Below are 15,984 nucleotides of genomic sequence, written 5' to 3'. Positions count from 1 at the left end.
AATCCCCACTCCCGTATCCCCGATCCCTGCGCTAATTGGGCAAGCGCCGGATATGCGCGCCCAGCCCGCCGAGTTTTTCCTCGATGTTCTCGTAGCCGCGGTCGATGTGGTAGACGCGGTCGACGGTGGTGTCGCCGTGGGCAACGAGGCCGGCGAGCACGAGGCAGGCGGAGGCGCGCAGGTCGGTGGCCATGATCGGCGCGCCGCTCAGGTGATCGACGCCCTTGATGACCGCGGTGTTGCCTTCGAGCTGGATGTCCGCGCCAAGCCGCTGCAGCTCGTGGGCGTGCATGAAGCGGTTCTCGAACACGGTTTCGGTGATGACGCCGGTGCCTTCGGCCACGCAGTTGAGCGCAGTGAACTGCGCCTGCATGTCGGTCGGAAAAGCGGGATACGGCGCGGTGGTGATGTTGACCGCCTGCGGGCGGTTGCCATGCATGTCCAGCTCGATCCAATCCTCGCCGGTAGTGACCTCGGCGCCGGCTTCTTCGAGCTTCGCCAGCACCGATTCCAGCGTGGCCGCCCGCGTGTGGCGCGCGCGGATCTTGCCGCCGGTCATCGCCGCGCCCACCAGGAAGGTGCCGGTTTCGATGCGGTCCGGCAGCACGCGGTAATCGGCTCCGTGCAGGCGGTCGACGCCGTGGATCACCAGCGTGGAACTGCCCTCGCCCTCGATCTGGGCGCCCATTGCCATCAGGCAATGCGCAAGATCGACCACCTCCGGCTCCTGCGCGGCGTTTTCGATCACCGTGGTGCCTTCCGCCAGGGTCGCCGCCATCATGATGTTTTCGGTGCCGGTGACGGTGACCATGTCCATCGCGATGCGCGCCCCCTTCAGCCGCGTCGCGCGCGCCTTGATGTAGCCGTTCTCCACCGAAATGTCGGCGCCGAGCGCACGCAAGCCGCGGATGTGCTGGTCGACCGGGCGCGAGCCGATCGCGCAGCCACCGGGCAGCGACACCTCGGCCTCGCCGAAACGCGCAACCAGCGGCCCGAGCACGAGGATCGAGGCGCGCATCGTGCGCACCAGGTCGTACGGCGCGATGCAGGTGCTGGTCGAACGCGGGTCGACATGGATCTTCATGCGGTCGTCAAGCACCAGCTGCACGCCCATCTGGCCCAGCAGCTCGATGAACGTGGTGACGTCGTGCAGATGCGGCACGTTGCCCACGCTCACCGGCTCGTCGGCGAGCAGGCAGGCGGCAAGGATCGGCAGCACCGCGTTCTTCGCCCCGGAAATCGCGACTTCGCCATGCAGAGGCACGCCGCCGTTGATGAGGATTTTGGCCATTTTTACGGGATTCGGGATACGGGATGAGAAATTCGGGTGACGCGATACGAGAGCCTGGCGGGAAACGGGGGTGACGAATCTCCCATCACGAATCCCGAATCCCGGCCTCCTCCGGCGTCACCGTGCGCAACGCAAGCGCATGGATTTCGCCGCCCATCCTGTCGCCCAGGGTGGCATAGACGAGGCGGTGGCGGGCGATGGTGAGTTTGCCGGCAAACTGGCTGGCGATGACGGTGGCATCGAAATGCACCTCGTCGGTGCTGTGCACCGTGGCGCGTGCGCCGGGCAGGCCGGCTTCGATCAGGGCTTGGATGCTTGCGGTGTCCATCGGTGTTCCACGCTGAGGCGTCGGCGCGACCACCTCGCTGCTGGCGGCCATTGCGTCGACGCATGACATTAAAATAGGAATGCGCCATGGTAATGGAATTTTGCTGGCGCAGAAACGACAGCCGCCTGCATCCCTCCCCCGCATCGAGCCGCCATGAACCCCCGTCCCGCCCCGCACGCCGCCATCGCCATCGACCCTACGGCCATCGTGCGCAGCGCGCGCGTGGCCATTGCCACCGAAGCTGCGGCCATCGCCGCCTTGGCGCCGCGGGTCGACGACGCCTTCGTCGCCGCCTGTCGGCTCCTGCTTGCCTGCCGCGGTCGGGTGATCGTCACCGGCATGGGCAAATCCGGCCATGTGGCGCGCAAGATCGCCGCCACCCTGGCCTCGACCGGCACCCCGGCGTTTTTCGTGCATCCCGGCGAAGCCAGCCACGGCGATCTGGGCATGATCCAGCCCGACGACGTCGTCATGGCCATCTCGTACTCGGGAGAGACGGACGAAGTGCTGTTCATCCTGCCGATGATCAAACGCCAGGGCATCCCGCTGATTGCCATCACCGGCCGGGCAACCTCCTCGCTGGCCAGCCAGGCCGACGTACTGCTCGACGCCGGCATCGACACCGAAGCGTGCCCGCTCGGGCTGGCGCCGACGACCAGCACCACGGTGGCGCTGGTGCTGGGCGACGCCCTGGCGATCGCGCTGCTGGAAGCGCGCGGCTTCACCTCCGACGACTTCGCCCGTTCGCATCCGGCCGGCAGCCTTGGCCGCCGGCTGCTGCTGCGCATCAGCGACGTGATGCACACCGGCGACGAGGTGCCGCGCGTCAGCCCGGACGTGACGTTGCCCGCCGCGCTGGTGGAAATGACCCGCAAACGACTCGGCATGACCGCTGTGGTCGATGCCGAAAACCGCCTGCTCGGCGTGTTCACCGACGGCGACCTGCGCCGCGCGCTGGACGACGAAACGATCGACCTGCGCGGCGCCGCGGTGGCCAACCTGATGACGCGCGCCCCCAAGACCATCGGCGCCGACCAGCTCGCGAGCGCCGCCGCGCAGCTCATGGAGAAGTACCAGATCCACGCGCTGCTGGTGGTCGATGCCGCCCAGCACGTCGTCGGCGCGCTCAACATTCATGATCTGCTCCGTGCGCGTGTCGTCTGATACGCATTGCCTGCCGATGACTTGCCCGTGACTACCGATTACCTCGCCGACATTCCCCCCGCTGTGCTCGCGCGCGCCGCACAAATCCGCGTCGCCGCATTCGACGTCGACGGCACGCTCACCGACGGCCGCCTGTGGTACGGCGAAGACGGCCACGAAGCCAAGGTGTTCCACGCGCACGACGGCCTCGGCCTGAAGCGCCTGCAGGCCAACGGCATCGCCGTGGCGCTGGTCACCGCGCGCATCAGCCACCCGGTCGCCCTGCGCGCCGAAGAGCTCGGCATCGGCCACGTGTACCAGGGCCAGGGCGACAAGCGCGCCTGCCTGGAAGCCCTGCTCGACGCGCTGAACCTCACGCCGGAACAGGCCGCCTTTACCGGCGACGACCTGCCCGACCTGCCGGCGATGCGTCTTGCCGGGCTGGCCATTGCCGTGGCCAACGCGCACCCGTGGGTGGCCAACGAGGCACATTGGCGGACCCACCTGCCCGGTGGCATGGGCGCCGCCCGCGAAGTCAGCGATCTGTTGCTTCTGGCGCAGGGCAAGGCGGATGCGGAACGGGAGCGCTGGCGGTGATCCGTCGCCTGCGCCTGTGGTTGCGCGACCGCAAGCTCGCCAGCGCCATCGTGGCGGTCGGTCTGGCGGCCGGGCTTGCCCAGCTCGTGCTGTGGTGGATCGGGCCGACGCCGAAACCGAACGATTTCGTCGGCCCGCCGCGTTCCGGCTACGTGCTCAATGATGCCCACGTGTGGAGCTACAACGAGCAGGGCGCGCCCGCATTCCGCATGACTTCGCCCAGCATCGAGCGTCGCGAGGGCGACGAGTCGCTGTATATCGACCACCCGGTATTCGACCTTGCGGCAAAAAAAGCCGGCGTGCCCGACTGGCACGGTCAATCGCTGTACGGCTGGGTCAACCGCGCCGGCACCCTCATCAAGCTGCAGGGCCCGGTCACCATGCAGCGCCCGGCGTATGCCGACAACGCCGCGGCCGAGCTCACCACCAGCGACGTGGAGGTGTGGCCCAAGGAAAACCGCATGGCCACCGCCGCCCCTGCGCAGATGACACAAGGCGCCCGTAAAATGGGCGGCATCGGGCTGCGCGCCAGCCTCAACGACAATCACCTGGAGTTGCTCGATGACAGCCACGGCACATTCCCGCCGCGCAAGCACAAGTCTTAGGCTCATCGCCGGCCTGCTCGCCGCGCTGCTGCTGGTGCCGCTTGCGCAGGCCAAAAAGTCCGACCGCGACCAGCCGATGGCCTATCAGGCCAAGCACACCGACGCCTACAACGCGCCCAACACGGTGACCACGCTCTCCGGCGACGTGAAAATCACCCAGGGCACGATGGTGCTGACCGGCGACAAGGCCGAGATCCACCTTGATGGCGACCAGCAGATTTCGCAGGTGGTGGTGACCGGCAAGCCGGCCCACATCCAGCAGCTCGACGATGCCGGCAACCTGATGGCCGGCGACGCCGCCACCCTTGCCTATGACAACCTCCACGGCATTGCCGTGCTCACCGGCAATGCCGCCGTCACCCAGCAAAACCGTGGCGAATTCCACGGCGACAAGCTCACCTACAACACCCAGACCAGCCAGATCACCGGCGATGCCGGCGGCGACGGCCTGGTGCACGGCGTGATCCTGCCGAAGCAGAAACCGGCGACGGGCGGCAAGTGATGCTGTCCGCGGAAGGTCTGCAGAAAAGCTTCAAGGCCCGTCAGGTCGTACGCGACTTCGGGTTTTCCATCCGCGAGGGCGAAGTCGTCGGGCTGCTTGGCCCCAACGGCGCCGGCAAAACCACCTGTTTCTACATGGTGGTCGGCCTGATCGAGGCCGACGCCGGCACCATCCGGCTGGACAAGGCGGACATCACCGGCCTGCCGATGCACCAGCGCGCCCGACTCGGCATCGGCTACCTGCCGCAGGAGGCCTCGGTATTCCGCCGCCTGAGCGTGGCCGACAACATCATGGCCGTGCTCGAGCTGCGCGAGGGGCTCTCGACCCAGGAACGCGCCACCGAGCTGGAAAGCCTGCTGGACGAGCTGAAGATCGAGCACCTCGCTGCCCAGAAAGGCATCAGCCTCTCCGGCGGCGAACGGCGCCGAGTGGAAATCGCGCGGGCGCTGGCCGCCAACCCGCGCTACATGCTGCTGGACGAGCCCTTCGCCGGGGTTGATCCGATTTCCGTCGGCGAGATCCAGCGCATCGTGCGCCACCTGCGCGAGCGCGGCATCGGCGTGCTCATCACCGACCACAACGTGCGCGAAACCCTCGGCATCTGCGACCGCGCGTACATCCTGAACGACGGTGTCGTGCTCGCGCGCGGCACCCCGGCCCACATCCTGGCCGACGACAAGGTGCGCGAGGTCTACCTCGGTCGCGAATTCAAGCTTTGACGGCCGATTCACGCTGCGGCTGTCTCAGTGTGGATGCTCCCGTCGCGTGCGGGTACGATGGAATCACGACGTTCCCGCTACGGTCGGCATGAAACCTGGACTGCAACTTCGCCTCCACCAGCAGCTCACCCTGACGCCACAGCTGCAATTGGCGATACGCCTGCTGCAGCTTTCCCAACTTGAGCTGGAAGCCGAACTGCGCGAGCTCGCCGAAAGCAACCCGCTGCTTGAGTTCGACGACGAAGCGCAGGAAGACGAGGCCGCCACCGAAGCCGAACCGGCCGCCACCGCGACCGATTTCGCCACCCCCGCCGACGCCGTCGAAGTGGCTGCCGAGCGTGCCGGCGACAGCGAGGACAACACCGAATGGGCGGACAACGGTGCCGCCGGCGCCGAAACCCCGATCGACTTCTCCAGCAGCGTCGGCAACGGCGCCAACAGCCGCGGCGACGAGGATTACGAGCCGCAGAACGCGGCGCCGGAAACCCTGCAGCAACACCTGGTCTGGCAACTGAACCTCGCCGGGTTCAACCCGCGCCAGACCGCCATCGCCACGGTGCTGATCGACGCCTTGAATGCCGACGGGTACCTTGCCGACGGCATCGCGGCCGTGCAGGCAGCGCTGCCGGCCAATCTTGCCGCCGACCTCGACGAAATCGAGGTCGTGCGCCATCGACTGCAGGGTTTCGACCCGATCGGCGTCGCCAGCCTTGACCTGCGCGACTGCCTGCGCAGCCAGCTTGAACAGATGGATGAAGCCACGCCGCAGCGCAGCCTCGCCATGGCCATCGTCGACACCGAGCTGGAACTCCTGGCCCGCAACGACGTCGCCAAACTGGCCCGCAAGCTGCACGCCGACGAAGACGCGATCACTCTCGCCACCGCCCTCATCCGCAGTCTGGACCCGCGCCCCGGCGCGGCGCTCGACAACACGCCGGTCGAGTATGTGGCGCCGGATGTCTATGCGGTCAAGCACGGCAGCCAGTGGCAAGTGCGCCTGAATGCCGATGCGCAACCGCGGCTCGGCCTCAACCAGCATTACTGCAGCCTCATCGCGCGCACCCGCGGCGAGGACGCCAACTGGATGAAAGGCCAGTTGCAGGAAGCGCGCTGGCTGCTCAAGAGCCTCGAATCGCGTGCCGACACCCTGCTCAAGGTGGCTGGCGCGATCGTGCGCCGGCAAAGCGCATTCCTCGACTACGGCCCCGAGGCGATGCGCCCGCTGGTGCTGCGCGAGGTGGCCGAGGAAGTCGGCATGCACGAGTCCACCATCTCGCGCGTCACCACGCGCAAGTACCTGCACACGCCGCGCGGCACTTTCGAGCTCAAGTATTTCTTCTCCAGCGGAGTTTCCACCGAGGACGGCGGCAGCGCATCGGCGACCGCGATCCAGGCGATGCTGCGCAAGCTGATCGAGACCGAGAACCCGCGCAAGCCATTGTCCGATCAGGCATTGGCCGCCGAGTTGCAGCGCCGGGGCATCAACGTGGCGCGCCGTACCGTGGCGAAATACCGTGAAGGCCTGCGCATTCCCAGTTCCAGCGAACGCCAGCGCGCCGGCTGAAGGGGAACTTGCAACCGGCCATAACGTTCCCAACATCTGCACTGAAGGATGATTCACGACGCGCCCCGGCCCGACATTCGGGGCGCGCCCATCCGGCCGCGACGAGCGGCCTGTACCACCAGAGGAGGCGCATCATGCAATTCCAGCTCAGCGGTCAGCAGATTGAAGTCACCCCGGCGCTGCGTGCCCACGCCATGGCCAAGCTCGACCGCCTCACCCGCCTCGACGACAAGCTGAAAAGCCTCACCATCGTGCTGTCGGTGGACAAGCTGCAGCATCGCGCCGACGGCACCTTGAACGCCGTGGGCACCAGCCTGCACGCGCAGGCAATGGAAGGCGACATGTACGCGTCGATCGACCTGTTGTTCGACAAACTCGTCAGCCAGCTGCGCCGTTATCGCGAGAAGGTGGCCAACAAGCATCAGCGCGCGGCGCGCGAAGAGCGCCAGTTCGGCTGATCCATCGCTGCGGCGGGTCGCGCCGGAGCGCGATCCGCCGCAGGCTGCCCAGATGCGTGCACGGCCGCCATCAGGCAGGCCGGGAAAAGTCGTTTTGAGGCAACCCAGGTGGTGCCGCCGGCCATCGCAGTGGCACGCGTCAAATGCTGGCGTGGGAGATGGCCGCGGCAATATCACGGTGTGCCCAATCGTTTCCGCCACCGCCGCGCCACTCCAGGCGTTGCCCCAAGCTGGCACAATGGCCGCACGCATTGCGCGGCCACGCAGAAGGGCTTTGGTTTGGATCGGCTTACCGCTCGACAACTCTACGATGGCGTCAGCGAGCGCATGGCGCTGCGCTGGCCGGCGGGCATGCGCGGCGAGGGGCGGGTGCTGGAGACCGGCATCGCCGACGTGCGGCGACCGTCGCTCATCGGCTATCTCAACGTCATCTACCCGAACAAGATCCAGATCATCGGCTCGGAAGAGTTGGGTTATCTCGACGGCCTGGATTCACGTCAGCGCTGGGAAGTGATTCACAAGATCGCCGCCAGCAAGCCGGTGGCAATCGTCATCACGCGCGACCAGTCGGTGCCGTCCGACTTGCGCGACGTGGCCGAGGAAACCGACACCCCGCTGTGGGTCAGCGCCAAGCGCGGCCACGAAATCCTGACGTTTCTGCAATACCACCTGGCGCGCCTGCTGGCGGCGAAGCTCACGCTGCATGGCGTGTTCATGGAGGTGTTCTCGATCGGCGTGCTGATCACCGGCGATTCCGGCTCCGGCAAGAGCGAGCTGGCGCTGGAACTCATCAGCCGCGGCCACCGGCTGGTGGCCGACGACGCCACCGAGTTCACCCTGATCGCGCCCGACGTGATCGATGGCGCCTGCCCGGAGCTGCTGCAGGATCTGCTCGAAGTGCGCGGGCTGGGCATCATCAACGTGCGCGAAATGTTTGGCGCCATGTCGGTCAAGCCGAGCAAGTACCTGCGCCTCGTCATCCACCTGAAGCCGCTGCGCGACGGTGAGGACATCGACGCGCTGACCCGCCTCACCGGTGACGTCGGGCACCGCGAGATCTTTGACGTGAAAGTGCCGATGATCACCTTGCCGGTCGCCTCCGGGCGCAACCTGGCAGTGCTGGTCGAGGCCGCGGTGCGCAGCCATGCGCTGAAAAGCAAAGGCATCGACCCGGCGCAAACCTTCATTGACCGCCAGGCGCACCAGATGCGCCGGCTGCCGCCATGGTGAGGCCATGAACAACGATACGTTGCCCCTGCTTTCCGCACGCACCAACCCGCACGCCACCCACCTCGTCGTGCTCACCGGCATGTCCGGCGGCGGCAAGACCGTGGCCTTGCGTGCGTTCGAGGATCTCGATTTCTACTGCGTCGACAACCTGCCGCCGGCGCTGCTGCCGCAGCTGGTGCAGGCCGTCGCCAACCGTCGTCGGCGCCTGGTCGCCGTGGGCATCGATGCGCGCAACCGCGGCGCCGATTTCGCCCACATGCCGCAGGTGATTTCCGAGCTTGCCGCGACCGGGATCGAGGTGCACCTGGTTTTTGTCGATTGCCGCAACGAGGTCCTGATCAAGCGTTACTCGGAAACCCGTCGGCGCCATCCGCTGGCCGAGCGCGGCGTTTCGCTGGCCGAGGCCATCGGCAAGGAGCGCCGCCTGCTGCGCCCGCTGATGGCAATTGCCGAGCGCGTGATCGACTCCAGTGACCTCAACGTGCACCAGTTGCGGCGCGTCGTCGCCACCGACTATGCGCAGGCCACCGAGGGCATGACGCTGATGTTCCAGTCGTTCGCGTTCAAGCGCGGGCTACCGCTGGATTCGGATTTCGTGTTCGACGCACGCTGCCTGCCCAACCCGCACTGGCAACCGCGGCTGCGCCCGCTCTCGGGCAAGGATGAACCGGTGCGCGAGTATCTCGACGGCCAACCGCTGGTGGCCGAATACCTCGCCGATACGCGCCGCTGGCTGGACACTTGGCTGCCGCGCTTCGAGGCCGACGACCGCAGCTACGTCACCATCGCCATCGGCTGCACCGGCGGTCGTCATCGCTCGGTATACCTGGTGGAACAACTTGCCGCGCACTACCGCACGCAGCGCGAAGGCGTGCTGATTTTCCACCGCGAGCTGGATTGACATGAGTGTCGGCGTGCTGCTGATGACCCATGAAGCGGTCGGCCCGGCGCTGATCAGCGCCGCCCGCCACGTGCTGCCGGTGCTGCCGCTCAGAGTGGACGCGGTGGAAGTTCCGGCACAATGCGATCCGGACACATGGCGCACCCTCACCGCGCGCCACGCGCGCGCGCTCGACCAAGGCGACGGCGTGCTGGTGCTCGCCGACCTCTACGGCGCCACGCCCTGCAACATCGGCTTGTCGCTGACCTCGCTTGGCGTGCGCCTGCGCTGTGTGTCGGGGCTCAACCTGCCGATGCTGCTGCGGGTGCTGAATTACGCGGAGAAAAACCTCGACGAACTCGTCGACATCGCGGCCAGCGGCGGCCGTTCAGGGATCTTGATCGACCATGCTTGAACGCGAAGTGGTGGTGTCCAACAAACTCGGCCTGCATGCGCGGGCGTCGGCAAAACTGGTGCAACGGGTACAAGGCTTTCGCTCCACCGTCTGGCTGCTGAGCGCCGGCCGCGAGGTCAACGCGCAAAGCATCATGGGCGTCATGATGCTGGCCGCTGGCCCCGGCACGCCGCTTACCGTCCGCGCCGACGGCCCCGATGAACAAGCCGCCGTCGACGCCGTCGTGGAACTGTTCGAACGCAAGTTTGACGAGGGGGGGTGAGAACGATGGGATTGGAAATTCGAGATTGGAGATTGGGCAAAGCAGGCTGCGGCAAGTCTTGCCGCAGCAAGCAGTTTGCGGCTTTTGCCATTTCGAATCCCCAATCCCATATCTCCAATCCCGGCATCAAACCGAATCCCGAATCTCGAATCTCGATTCCCAGCCTCATGGGCTCCCGCCCATGAGGCTGGTGCTGCCGGGCACCCAGGCCTCGCGCGGCATGGCGCTGGGGCGGGCGCGGCTGGTACAGCCGAGCCGGTACATGGTGGACAGCCGGCCACTGGCGGATGACGAGGTGGCGGCGGAGCTGGAGGCGCTGCACCGCGCGCTGGATGCCGCCCGGCGCGAATTGCGCGAGCTGCGCAGCAAGCTGCACGGTGCGCTGGCGCGCGAGGCCAACGAATTCATCGACGCGCACAGCCTGCTGCTGGACGACGGCGAGCTGCTGCGCGGGCTGGACGAGCTGGTCAAGGTCGGCCGCTACCGCGCCGGGGTGGCGCTGAAGAAACAGGGCGACAAGGTGGCGGCCGCGTTCGAGGCGATGGACGACCCCTATTTGCGCGGCCGCAAGGAAGACATCGAACAGGTGATCGCGCGCGTGATCTCGGCGCTGCAGCGGCAGACCAGCGCGGAGGAGCGCAAGCTGGCCGCGCGCGTCGGCGAGCTCCTGGTGGCCGATACCATCGCCCCGGCCGACATGGCGCAACTGGCCGGGAACGGCCTGCTGGGCGTGGTGGCGAGTGGCGGCAGCGCCTACTCCCACAGCGCGATCCTTGCCCGCAGCCTCGGCCTGCCGATGCTGGTCGGCGCGCGCGACGCCCTGTCACTGATCCACGACGACGACCTGATCCTGCTCGACTCCGAGCACGCCCAGGCGATCATCCATCCGACCGCGCAGGACCTGTCCCGCTATCGCGGCTGGCAGCGCGAAGCGGCGGCCGAAGGGCGGCGGCTTGCCACGCTGGCCAACGCCCCCACGCGCACCCGCGACGGCCTCGCCATCCGCCTGCTGGCCAACGCCGAAACCGCCAGCGATGTCGCTTCGGCGCGCGCCCGCGGCGCCGACGGCGTCGGCCTGTACCGCACCGAGTTCCTGTTCCTCCGGCACAAGCGGCTACCCACCGAGGAGGAACAATTCACCGCCTACCGCGAGCTGGTGCTCGGCATGGGCGGCCTGCCGGTCACCATCCGTACGCTCGACCTCGGTGCCGACAAGGCGGATGCCGCCGGCCTGGTGCTACGCGGCGAGGACAACCCGGCGCTCGGCGTGCGCGGCGTGCGCCTGTCACTGCGTTACCCGGCGGTATTCACCACGCAAATACGCGCCATCCTGCGCGCCGCCTGCTACGGCCCGGTGCGCGTGCTGGTGCCGATGGTCACCCAGCCGGACGAGTTGATTGCCGTGCGCGCGCTGTTTGCGTTGGCACGGCAGGAGCTCAAGCGCGAAAACGTGGATCTGCCGGAAACCCTGCCGCTGGGTGCCATGGTGGAAGTGCCGGCGGCAGCGATCAACGTGCGCGCACTGCTCAAGCACGCGGATTTTCTCGCCATCGGCACCAATGATCTTGCCCAATACGTGCTTGCCGCCGACCGCGGCAACGATGCACTGGACAACATCTACACGCCGCTGCAGCCGGCGCTGCTGCGCGTGATCGCCTACGTCATCAGCGCCGGGCGGCGCGCAAAGAAGCCGGTCAGCCTGTGCGGCGAAATCGGCGGCGACGTGCACTTCACCGCACTTTTGATCGCGCTGGGGCTGGGTGAATTCAGCATGCATCCGGCGCAACTGCTGCAGGTGCGCGACCGGCTTGCCACGCTCGACGCCGCTGCGCTGCGCGCGCACAGTTTGCAGTTGCTGCACGCCGACACGCACGAAGAGGTCAGCGCGTTGCTGACACAGTGGGCGGAGTAGCAGAGCGCGGCAAGCTGCTGCCGCTACGCCAGTGGCGCCGGATCCTGCGCTGGTCTTTGGCCCCGGGGAACTGCCACCGGCCCCACAAACCCCGCATCCGTCGCCTCAAAACGAGCCGCCCCCGCCTACGCTCCCGATCGGCAGCCCGGTCGCGCGCGCCGCCGCACGCACAGCCTCGCTGCCCCACGGGGAAACCCCCGTCACGTCCACGGCATCAACCAGATTCAGGCCAGCCTGCCGGTGCCAGCGGAAATCGAGCACGCCGAGAAAGCTTGGCGGCGGGTCGCACATCGGCGGCGCCTCACACGCAGCGGTGTTTTCGACCAGGCAGGTCAGGGCTTCCCAACCGAGGTAATCGGTATCCGGCAACAGATGGCATTGCAGGCCGAGGCGACCATCACGGTCGCGGCATTCGATCCATTCGTGCGGACCATCGGCATCCACGCGACTGCCCACGATAAGCCAGTGCATGGCCGGCAACGCCGCCAGCTCGGTGCGTGCCACCAAAAATCCACCCGCCGTGGCGGCGGCTGTTGGCACGGGCGTGGCCAGCGTCAGCAGCGGGCCGGCGGCGGGCAGGCGCTCGGCCAGGGCACGCGGCGATGCGCGTACCCAACGGCGGTCGGCGCGGGTATCGGTGAACGGCAAACAGGAACGCGCAGCGCGCGCAGCAAGCCAGGCAATCATGGCAATCTCCCGGATCGAACATGGATGGCTTGCCGCAAGCGGCGCGGCTGGCTGACGGCGACGGCAGACTTGCCGTCATTTGGTGAGGATCAATTTGTCGTTGCGGGTCAGCCGCAGGTGGTAGTCGCTGCCGCGGTGGCGGATCACCAGTTCGCGGCGGCCGTCGAGCAAGACTCGGCTGTTTATGCAGTGAACCGCGGACGCCACCAGCGCACGCGCGACAAGCGGCACCCCGCACGCGGGGCAGTCAACGGTTTCGGGATGCGCGGCGATCGCATCGGCAAACGGGGTAGCGGGCATGGAAAACTCCACGAAGGGGTTCGACCATACGGATAGTAACGATTCTCATTTGCGCGTCAACCCGGCGGCCCGCCAGACGCCGCACCCGCGCTTCAACCCTGAAGGCTGCGCCAGGCCACCAGTACCAACGCAGCGAAAACCCCGGCCACGACGTCGTCCGCCATCACGCCAAGCCCGCCGTGCAGCCGGCGGTCGAACCAGCGGATCGGCCACGGTTTCCACACGTCGAACAGGCGAAACAGCACGAACCCGACTGGCACGTACCACCACGACGCGGCGAGCGCCGGCAACAACGCGATCCACTGCCCGACGAACTCGTCCCACACCAGCGCCCGGTGGTCATCAACGCCGAGTGCCTTGCTGGCGGTGCTGCATGCCCACACGCCAAGCGCGAATGCCAGCACGATGACCCCGAGATTCACTGCCAGCGACGCCTCGCGCAGGGCCAGCCACGGCAGGATCGCTGCCAGCGAGCCGCACGTGCCCTGCGCCACCGGCGCCAGGCCGGAACCGAACCCGCACGCGATCCAGCCGGCTGGCGATGCCAGCAGCGCGTGGCGTTGCGCAGCGCTAAGGGTCTTGCGCTCGGACGCCACGCTCATGGCGAGAAGTGATCCCAGCCGCGGTGCGCCGGAGCGATCCATGCACCATCTGGCATCTGCACGCGCACGCTGCTGCCGCTCACGATGCGACCGATCACGGTGGCCGGCGTGCCGCTTGTTGCAAGCGCCGCCACCGCGTCGTCGACCTTGCCCGGCGGCACCGTGAAGCACAGCTCGTAGTCATCGCCGCCCGCCAGCGCGAAATCGCGTGCGGCGTCCAGCGCAAACGCCTGCCGCAGCGCCGGCGACAACGGCAGCCTGGCCGCCTCGATCTCGGCGCCCACCTGGCTGCGGTCGCAGATGTGGCCCAAGTCGGCCAGCAGGCCATCGGAGACGTCGAGGCACGCGCTGGCCAAGCCGCGCAATGCCAGCCCCGCAGCCAGCCGCGGCGTCGGCCGATTGAGCCGCGCCACCAACGCCGCGCGCAGCGGCGGCGCCACGACCACCCTGGTTTGCACGCAGCGCAGGCCCGCCGCCGCATCGCCCAGCGTGCCGGTAACCATCACTACGTCGTCGACCCGTGCACCGGCGCGCGTGAGCGCCATGCCGGGCGGCACGAAGCCATGCACTGCCACGCTGAGCGCAAGCGGCCCGCGCGTGGTATCGCCGCCGACCAGCGCCACGCGATGTGGCGCGGCGAGGGCCAGGAAGCCCTCGGCCAGGCCGTCGACGAACGCCGCATCCGGCTGCGGCAGGGTCAGCGCCAACAGCGCCCACGCCGGCTCGGCGCCCATCGCGGCCAGGTCGGAAAGATTCACTGCCAGCGCCTTCCAGCCAATGTCGGCGGCCGCGGTGTCCAGCGGAAAATGCACACCCGCCACCAACGTGTCGATCGCCGCCACCAGTGCCTGCCCCGGCGGTACCTCGAGCACGGCGGCATCGTCACCAATGCCGAGCAGTACATCGGTGCGCGCCAGCGCGGTGCGCCGCCGGATCGCATCGATCAAGGCGAACTCCATCAGCCCTCCCCGCGCGCGTAGACCAGCGCCGGCGCATCGAGATACGTCGTGCTGCGCCACCGTCGAAAGCCGGTTTTTTCCGCCACGTGGATCGAGGCCTGGTTGGCTGGCGAGATGACGGCGACGATCCGGCGTCCGGGCTGGTTGCCGCCCGCCCAGGCCAAGGCAGCGTTCACCGCCTCGGTGGCATAGCCCTTGCCCCGCATCGCCGGCGCCAGCACCCAACCGGCTTCCAGCATGCCGCTGAGCGACGGCTCGATCGCCCGCGCAAAATCGCCAAAGCCGACATCGCCGACATAGCATCCGCCGGCGCGCTCCTCCACTGCCCAATAGCCGTAGCCCAGCAGCGCCCACAGGCCGCGGTACTGCAGCAGGCGGCGCCAGTTTTCCTCGCGGCTGAACACGCGCCCCCCAATGTGACGCACGGTGTCGGGCGCACTCCACATGGCGTCGGCGGCCGGCAGGTCCTCCGGGATGTGCGCGCGCAGGCGCAGGCGCGCGGTTTCCAGCAGCGGCACCGGCGCGCCAGGCGCGGACATCAGCCGCGCTTCTCGGCCGTGCGCAGTTCGCCGGCGAGCTGGTCCAGCACGCCGTTCACGTAGGTGTGGCCGTGATCGGCGCCAAACCGCTTGGTCACCTCGATCGCCTCGTTGATGACCACGCGGTACGGCACGTCGAGCCGGTATTTCAGTTCGTAGGCCGCCATGCGCAGCACCGCGCGCTCGATCGGATCCACCTCTTCGACCTCGCGATCCAGATGCGGGCGCAGCGCGACGTCCAGCTCGGCCACATGCGCGCCGACGCCGTGCAGCAGATCCTCGAAGTAGTCGAGGTCGGCCACTTCCATGTCCTGCTCGTGACGGAACTGCGCGATCACCGCCTCCACCGAGCTGCCGGACAGCTCCCACGCGTACAGCGCCTGCAGCGCTCGCCGGCGCGCCCGCGAGCGGGCTGCCAAGTCGATGCCTTCGGGGCGTACGTGCATCACAGCTTGCCGTACAGGTTGACCATCTCGATCGCCGCCATCGCGGCATCGGCGCCCTTGTTGCCGGCCTTGGTGCCGGAGCGCTCGATCGCCTGCTCGATCGAATCGGTGGTGAGCACGCCAAAGGTCACCGGTACGCCGGACTCGATCGCCGCCTGCGCCAGGCCTTTCGCGCAGGCGCCGGCCACGTAGTCGAAATGCGGCGTGGCGCCGCGGATCACCGCGCCCAGCGCGATCACCGCCGCGTACTTGCCGGAGGCGGCGAGCTTGTTCGCCCCCAGCGCGATCTCCCACGCGCCCGGCACGCGCACCAGCTCGATCGCATCCTCCGCCACGCCGTGCCGGCGCAAGGTGTCGTACGCACCGGCCACCAAGGACTCGACGACGAAGCCGTTGAAGCGCCCGGCAACGATGGCAAAGCGACCCTTTGGCGTGGCGAAATCGCCTTCGACGATATTCATGATGGTGACATTCCTGAAAGACTTGGCCCGATGCGTCGGGCAAACCGGCATTTTACAGGCTTGGGGCGGTGGCCGCTTGCGGGC

Annotated in this window: 21 protein-coding genes; 12 read left to right on the top strand and 9 right to left on the bottom strand. The window is 67.8% G+C overall.

Annotation, left to right across the window (positions count from 1 at the left end; genetic code table 11):
* Window positions 1–31: 31 nt before the first annotated feature.
* Window positions 32–1,291 carry a UDP-N-acetylglucosamine 1-carboxyvinyltransferase gene (gene murA / locus AC3WP6_RS05195; RefSeq protein ID WP_492626732.1) on the bottom strand — a complete coding sequence of 420 codons (1,260 nt, stop codon included), beginning with the start codon at window positions 1,289–1,291 and terminating at the stop codon, window positions 32–34.
* An 85-nt stretch (window positions 1,292–1,376) separates the two neighbouring features.
* Complete coding sequence (locus tag AC3WP6_RS05190; RefSeq protein WP_492626731.1) at window positions 1,377–1,619, bottom strand: BolA family protein; 243 nt, start codon at window positions 1,617–1,619, stop codon at window positions 1,377–1,379.
* A gap of 153 nt (window positions 1,620–1,772) precedes the next feature.
* On the opposite strand from AC3WP6_RS05190, the gene AC3WP6_RS05185 reads away from it, so the two are divergent.
* The 12 genes from AC3WP6_RS05185 (at window position 1,773) to ptsP (ending at window position 11,906) form a co-directional block, all read left to right on the top strand.
* On the top strand, window positions 1,773–2,783 hold the full coding sequence (locus AC3WP6_RS05185; RefSeq protein ID WP_492626730.1) for a KpsF/GutQ family sugar-phosphate isomerase: 1,011 nt from the start codon (window positions 1,773–1,775) through the stop codon (window positions 2,781–2,783).
* 27 nt (window positions 2,784–2,810) lie between these two features.
* Complete coding sequence (locus tag AC3WP6_RS05180) at window positions 2,811–3,359, top strand: KdsC family phosphatase (protein ID WP_492626729.1); 549 nt, start codon at window positions 2,811–2,813, stop codon at window positions 3,357–3,359.
* On the top strand, window positions 3,356–3,964 hold the full coding sequence (gene lptC / locus AC3WP6_RS05175; RefSeq protein ID WP_492626728.1) for an LPS export ABC transporter periplasmic protein LptC: 609 nt from the start codon (window positions 3,356–3,358) through the stop codon (window positions 3,962–3,964). Before AC3WP6_RS05180 ends, lptC begins: the two co-directional genes overlap by 4 nt.
* Window positions 3,921–4,466, top strand: coding sequence for a lipopolysaccharide transport periplasmic protein LptA (lptA, locus tag AC3WP6_RS05170; protein ID WP_492626727.1), 546 nt, complete (start codon window positions 3,921–3,923; stop codon window positions 4,464–4,466). Before lptC ends, lptA begins: the two co-directional genes overlap by 44 nt.
* Window positions 4,466–5,185, top strand: coding sequence for an LPS export ABC transporter ATP-binding protein (gene lptB, locus AC3WP6_RS05165; protein WP_492628635.1), 720 nt, complete (start codon window positions 4,466–4,468; stop codon window positions 5,183–5,185). The genes lptA and lptB overlap by 1 nt, the downstream gene beginning before the upstream one ends.
* A gap of 88 nt (window positions 5,186–5,273) precedes the next feature.
* On the top strand, window positions 5,274–6,749 hold the full coding sequence (locus AC3WP6_RS05160; RefSeq protein WP_492626726.1) for an RNA polymerase factor sigma-54: 1,476 nt from the start codon (window positions 5,274–5,276) through the stop codon (window positions 6,747–6,749).
* Window positions 6,750–6,883: 134 nt separating this feature from the next.
* Window positions 6,884–7,207 carry a ribosome hibernation-promoting factor, HPF/YfiA family gene (gene hpf, locus AC3WP6_RS05155; protein ID WP_492626725.1) on the top strand — a complete coding sequence of 108 codons (324 nt, stop codon included), beginning with the start codon at window positions 6,884–6,886 and terminating at the stop codon, window positions 7,205–7,207.
* A gap of 279 nt (window positions 7,208–7,486) precedes the next feature.
* A complete protein-coding gene (gene hprK, locus AC3WP6_RS05150) occupies window positions 7,487–8,437 on the top strand; it encodes an HPr(Ser) kinase/phosphatase (RefSeq protein WP_492626724.1) in 951 nt (316 codons plus the stop codon).
* A gap of 4 nt (window positions 8,438–8,441) precedes the next feature.
* On the top strand, window positions 8,442–9,338 hold the full coding sequence (gene rapZ, locus AC3WP6_RS05145; protein WP_492626723.1) for an RNase adapter RapZ: 897 nt from the start codon (window positions 8,442–8,444) through the stop codon (window positions 9,336–9,338).
* 1 nt (window position 9,339) lies between these two features.
* Window positions 9,340–9,732: a PTS sugar transporter subunit IIA gene (locus AC3WP6_RS05140; RefSeq protein ID WP_492626722.1), complete on the top strand. Its 393-nt coding sequence runs from the start codon at window positions 9,340–9,342 to the stop codon at window positions 9,730–9,732.
* Window positions 9,725–9,994, top strand: a complete 270-nt coding sequence (locus AC3WP6_RS05135) for an HPr family phosphocarrier protein (RefSeq protein WP_492626721.1) — start codon at window positions 9,725–9,727, stop codon at window positions 9,992–9,994. Before AC3WP6_RS05140 ends, AC3WP6_RS05135 begins: the two co-directional genes overlap by 8 nt.
* A gap of 181 nt (window positions 9,995–10,175) precedes the next feature.
* Entirely contained in the window at window positions 10,176–11,906 is a 1,731-nt protein-coding gene (gene ptsP, locus AC3WP6_RS05130) for a phosphoenolpyruvate--protein phosphotransferase (protein ID WP_492626720.1), read from the top strand.
* Window positions 11,907–12,011: 105 nt separating this feature from the next.
* On the opposite strand, the gene AC3WP6_RS05125 is transcribed toward ptsP, so the two are convergent.
* The 7 genes from AC3WP6_RS05125 to ribH form a co-directional block, all read right to left on the bottom strand.
* Window positions 12,012–12,593 (bottom strand): hypothetical protein, encoded by a 582-nt coding sequence (locus AC3WP6_RS05125; protein WP_492626719.1) that lies wholly within the window; start codon window positions 12,591–12,593, stop codon window positions 12,012–12,014.
* Window positions 12,594–12,668: 75 nt separating this feature from the next.
* Window positions 12,669–12,893 carry a hemin uptake protein HemP gene (locus AC3WP6_RS05120; protein ID WP_492626718.1) on the bottom strand — a complete coding sequence of 75 codons (225 nt, stop codon included), beginning with the start codon at window positions 12,891–12,893 and terminating at the stop codon, window positions 12,669–12,671.
* A 92-nt stretch (window positions 12,894–12,985) separates the two neighbouring features.
* The gene (locus AC3WP6_RS05115; RefSeq protein ID WP_492626717.1) at window positions 12,986–13,495 is read right to left on the bottom strand and encodes a phosphatidylglycerophosphatase A family protein; all 510 of its coding nucleotides are present in this window, start codon (window positions 13,493–13,495) and stop codon (window positions 12,986–12,988) included.
* Window positions 13,492–14,454, bottom strand: coding sequence for a thiamine-phosphate kinase (gene thiL, locus AC3WP6_RS05110; RefSeq protein WP_492626716.1), 963 nt, complete (start codon window positions 14,452–14,454; stop codon window positions 13,492–13,494). The genes AC3WP6_RS05115 and thiL overlap by 4 nt, the downstream gene beginning before the upstream one ends.
* Window positions 14,454–14,993, bottom strand: a complete 540-nt coding sequence (locus AC3WP6_RS05105) for a GNAT family N-acetyltransferase (protein WP_492626715.1) — start codon at window positions 14,991–14,993, stop codon at window positions 14,454–14,456. Before AC3WP6_RS05105 ends, thiL begins: the two co-directional genes overlap by 1 nt.
* On the bottom strand, window positions 14,993–15,439 hold the full coding sequence (gene nusB / locus AC3WP6_RS05100) for a transcription antitermination factor NusB (RefSeq protein ID WP_492626714.1): 447 nt from the start codon (window positions 15,437–15,439) through the stop codon (window positions 14,993–14,995). The genes AC3WP6_RS05105 and nusB overlap by 1 nt, the downstream gene beginning before the upstream one ends.
* Window positions 15,439–15,900 carry a 6,7-dimethyl-8-ribityllumazine synthase gene (gene ribH / locus AC3WP6_RS05095; protein WP_492626713.1) on the bottom strand — a complete coding sequence of 154 codons (462 nt, stop codon included), beginning with the start codon at window positions 15,898–15,900 and terminating at the stop codon, window positions 15,439–15,441. The genes nusB and ribH overlap by 1 nt, the downstream gene beginning before the upstream one ends.
* Between the last annotated feature and the right edge of the window lie 84 nt (window positions 15,901–15,984).

The sequence above is a fragment of the Rhodanobacter sp. FW106-HT46G03 genome (genome assembly GCF_058789895.1).
Note: the sequence above shows the minus strand (reverse complement) of the source record. Positions and strands in the feature narration are given on the sequence as shown.

What these genes read in the sequence shown, in the direction of transcription:
- murA (WP_492626732.1), bottom strand. Translation starts at nt 1,291, where the DNA reads ATGGCCAAAATCCTCATCAACGGCGGCGTGCCTCTGCATGGCGAAGTC.
- AC3WP6_RS05190 (WP_492626731.1), bottom strand. Translation starts at nt 1,619, where the DNA reads ATGGACACCGCAAGCATCCAAGCCCTGATCGAAGCCGGCCTGCCCGGC.
- AC3WP6_RS05185 (WP_492626730.1), top strand. Translation starts at nt 1,773, where the DNA reads ATGAACCCCCGTCCCGCCCCGCACGCCGCCATCGCCATCGACCCTACG.
- lptA (WP_492626727.1), top strand. Translation starts at nt 3,921, where the DNA reads ATGACAGCCACGGCACATTCCCGCCGCGCAAGCACAAGTCTTAGGCTC.
- lptB (WP_492628635.1), top strand. Translation starts at nt 4,466, where the DNA reads ATGCTGTCCGCGGAAGGTCTGCAGAAAAGCTTCAAGGCCCGTCAGGTC.
- AC3WP6_RS05160 (WP_492626726.1), top strand. Translation starts at nt 5,274, where the DNA reads ATGAAACCTGGACTGCAACTTCGCCTCCACCAGCAGCTCACCCTGACG.
- hpf (WP_492626725.1), top strand. Translation starts at nt 6,884, where the DNA reads ATGCAATTCCAGCTCAGCGGTCAGCAGATTGAAGTCACCCCGGCGCTG.
- rapZ (WP_492626723.1), top strand. Translation starts at nt 8,442, where the DNA reads ATGAACAACGATACGTTGCCCCTGCTTTCCGCACGCACCAACCCGCAC.
- AC3WP6_RS05140 (WP_492626722.1), top strand. Translation starts at nt 9,340, where the DNA reads ATGAGTGTCGGCGTGCTGCTGATGACCCATGAAGCGGTCGGCCCGGCG.
- AC3WP6_RS05135 (WP_492626721.1), top strand. Translation starts at nt 9,725, where the DNA reads ATGCTTGAACGCGAAGTGGTGGTGTCCAACAAACTCGGCCTGCATGCG.
- ptsP (WP_492626720.1), top strand. Translation starts at nt 10,176, where the DNA reads ATGAGGCTGGTGCTGCCGGGCACCCAGGCCTCGCGCGGCATGGCGCTG.
- AC3WP6_RS05125 (WP_492626719.1), bottom strand. Translation starts at nt 12,593, where the DNA reads ATGATTGCCTGGCTTGCTGCGCGCGCTGCGCGTTCCTGTTTGCCGTTC.
- AC3WP6_RS05120 (WP_492626718.1), bottom strand. Translation starts at nt 12,893, where the DNA reads ATGCCCGCTACCCCGTTTGCCGATGCGATCGCCGCGCATCCCGAAACC.
- AC3WP6_RS05115 (WP_492626717.1), bottom strand. Translation starts at nt 13,495, where the DNA reads ATGAGCGTGGCGTCCGAGCGCAAGACCCTTAGCGCTGCGCAACGCCAC.
- thiL (WP_492626716.1), bottom strand. Translation starts at nt 14,454, where the DNA reads ATGGAGTTCGCCTTGATCGATGCGATCCGGCGGCGCACCGCGCTGGCG.
- AC3WP6_RS05105 (WP_492626715.1), bottom strand. Translation starts at nt 14,993, where the DNA reads ATGTCCGCGCCTGGCGCGCCGGTGCCGCTGCTGGAAACCGCGCGCCTG.
- nusB (WP_492626714.1), bottom strand. Translation starts at nt 15,439, where the DNA reads ATGCACGTACGCCCCGAAGGCATCGACTTGGCAGCCCGCTCGCGGGCG.
- ribH (WP_492626713.1), bottom strand. Translation starts at nt 15,900, where the DNA reads ATGAATATCGTCGAAGGCGATTTCGCCACGCCAAAGGGTCGCTTTGCC.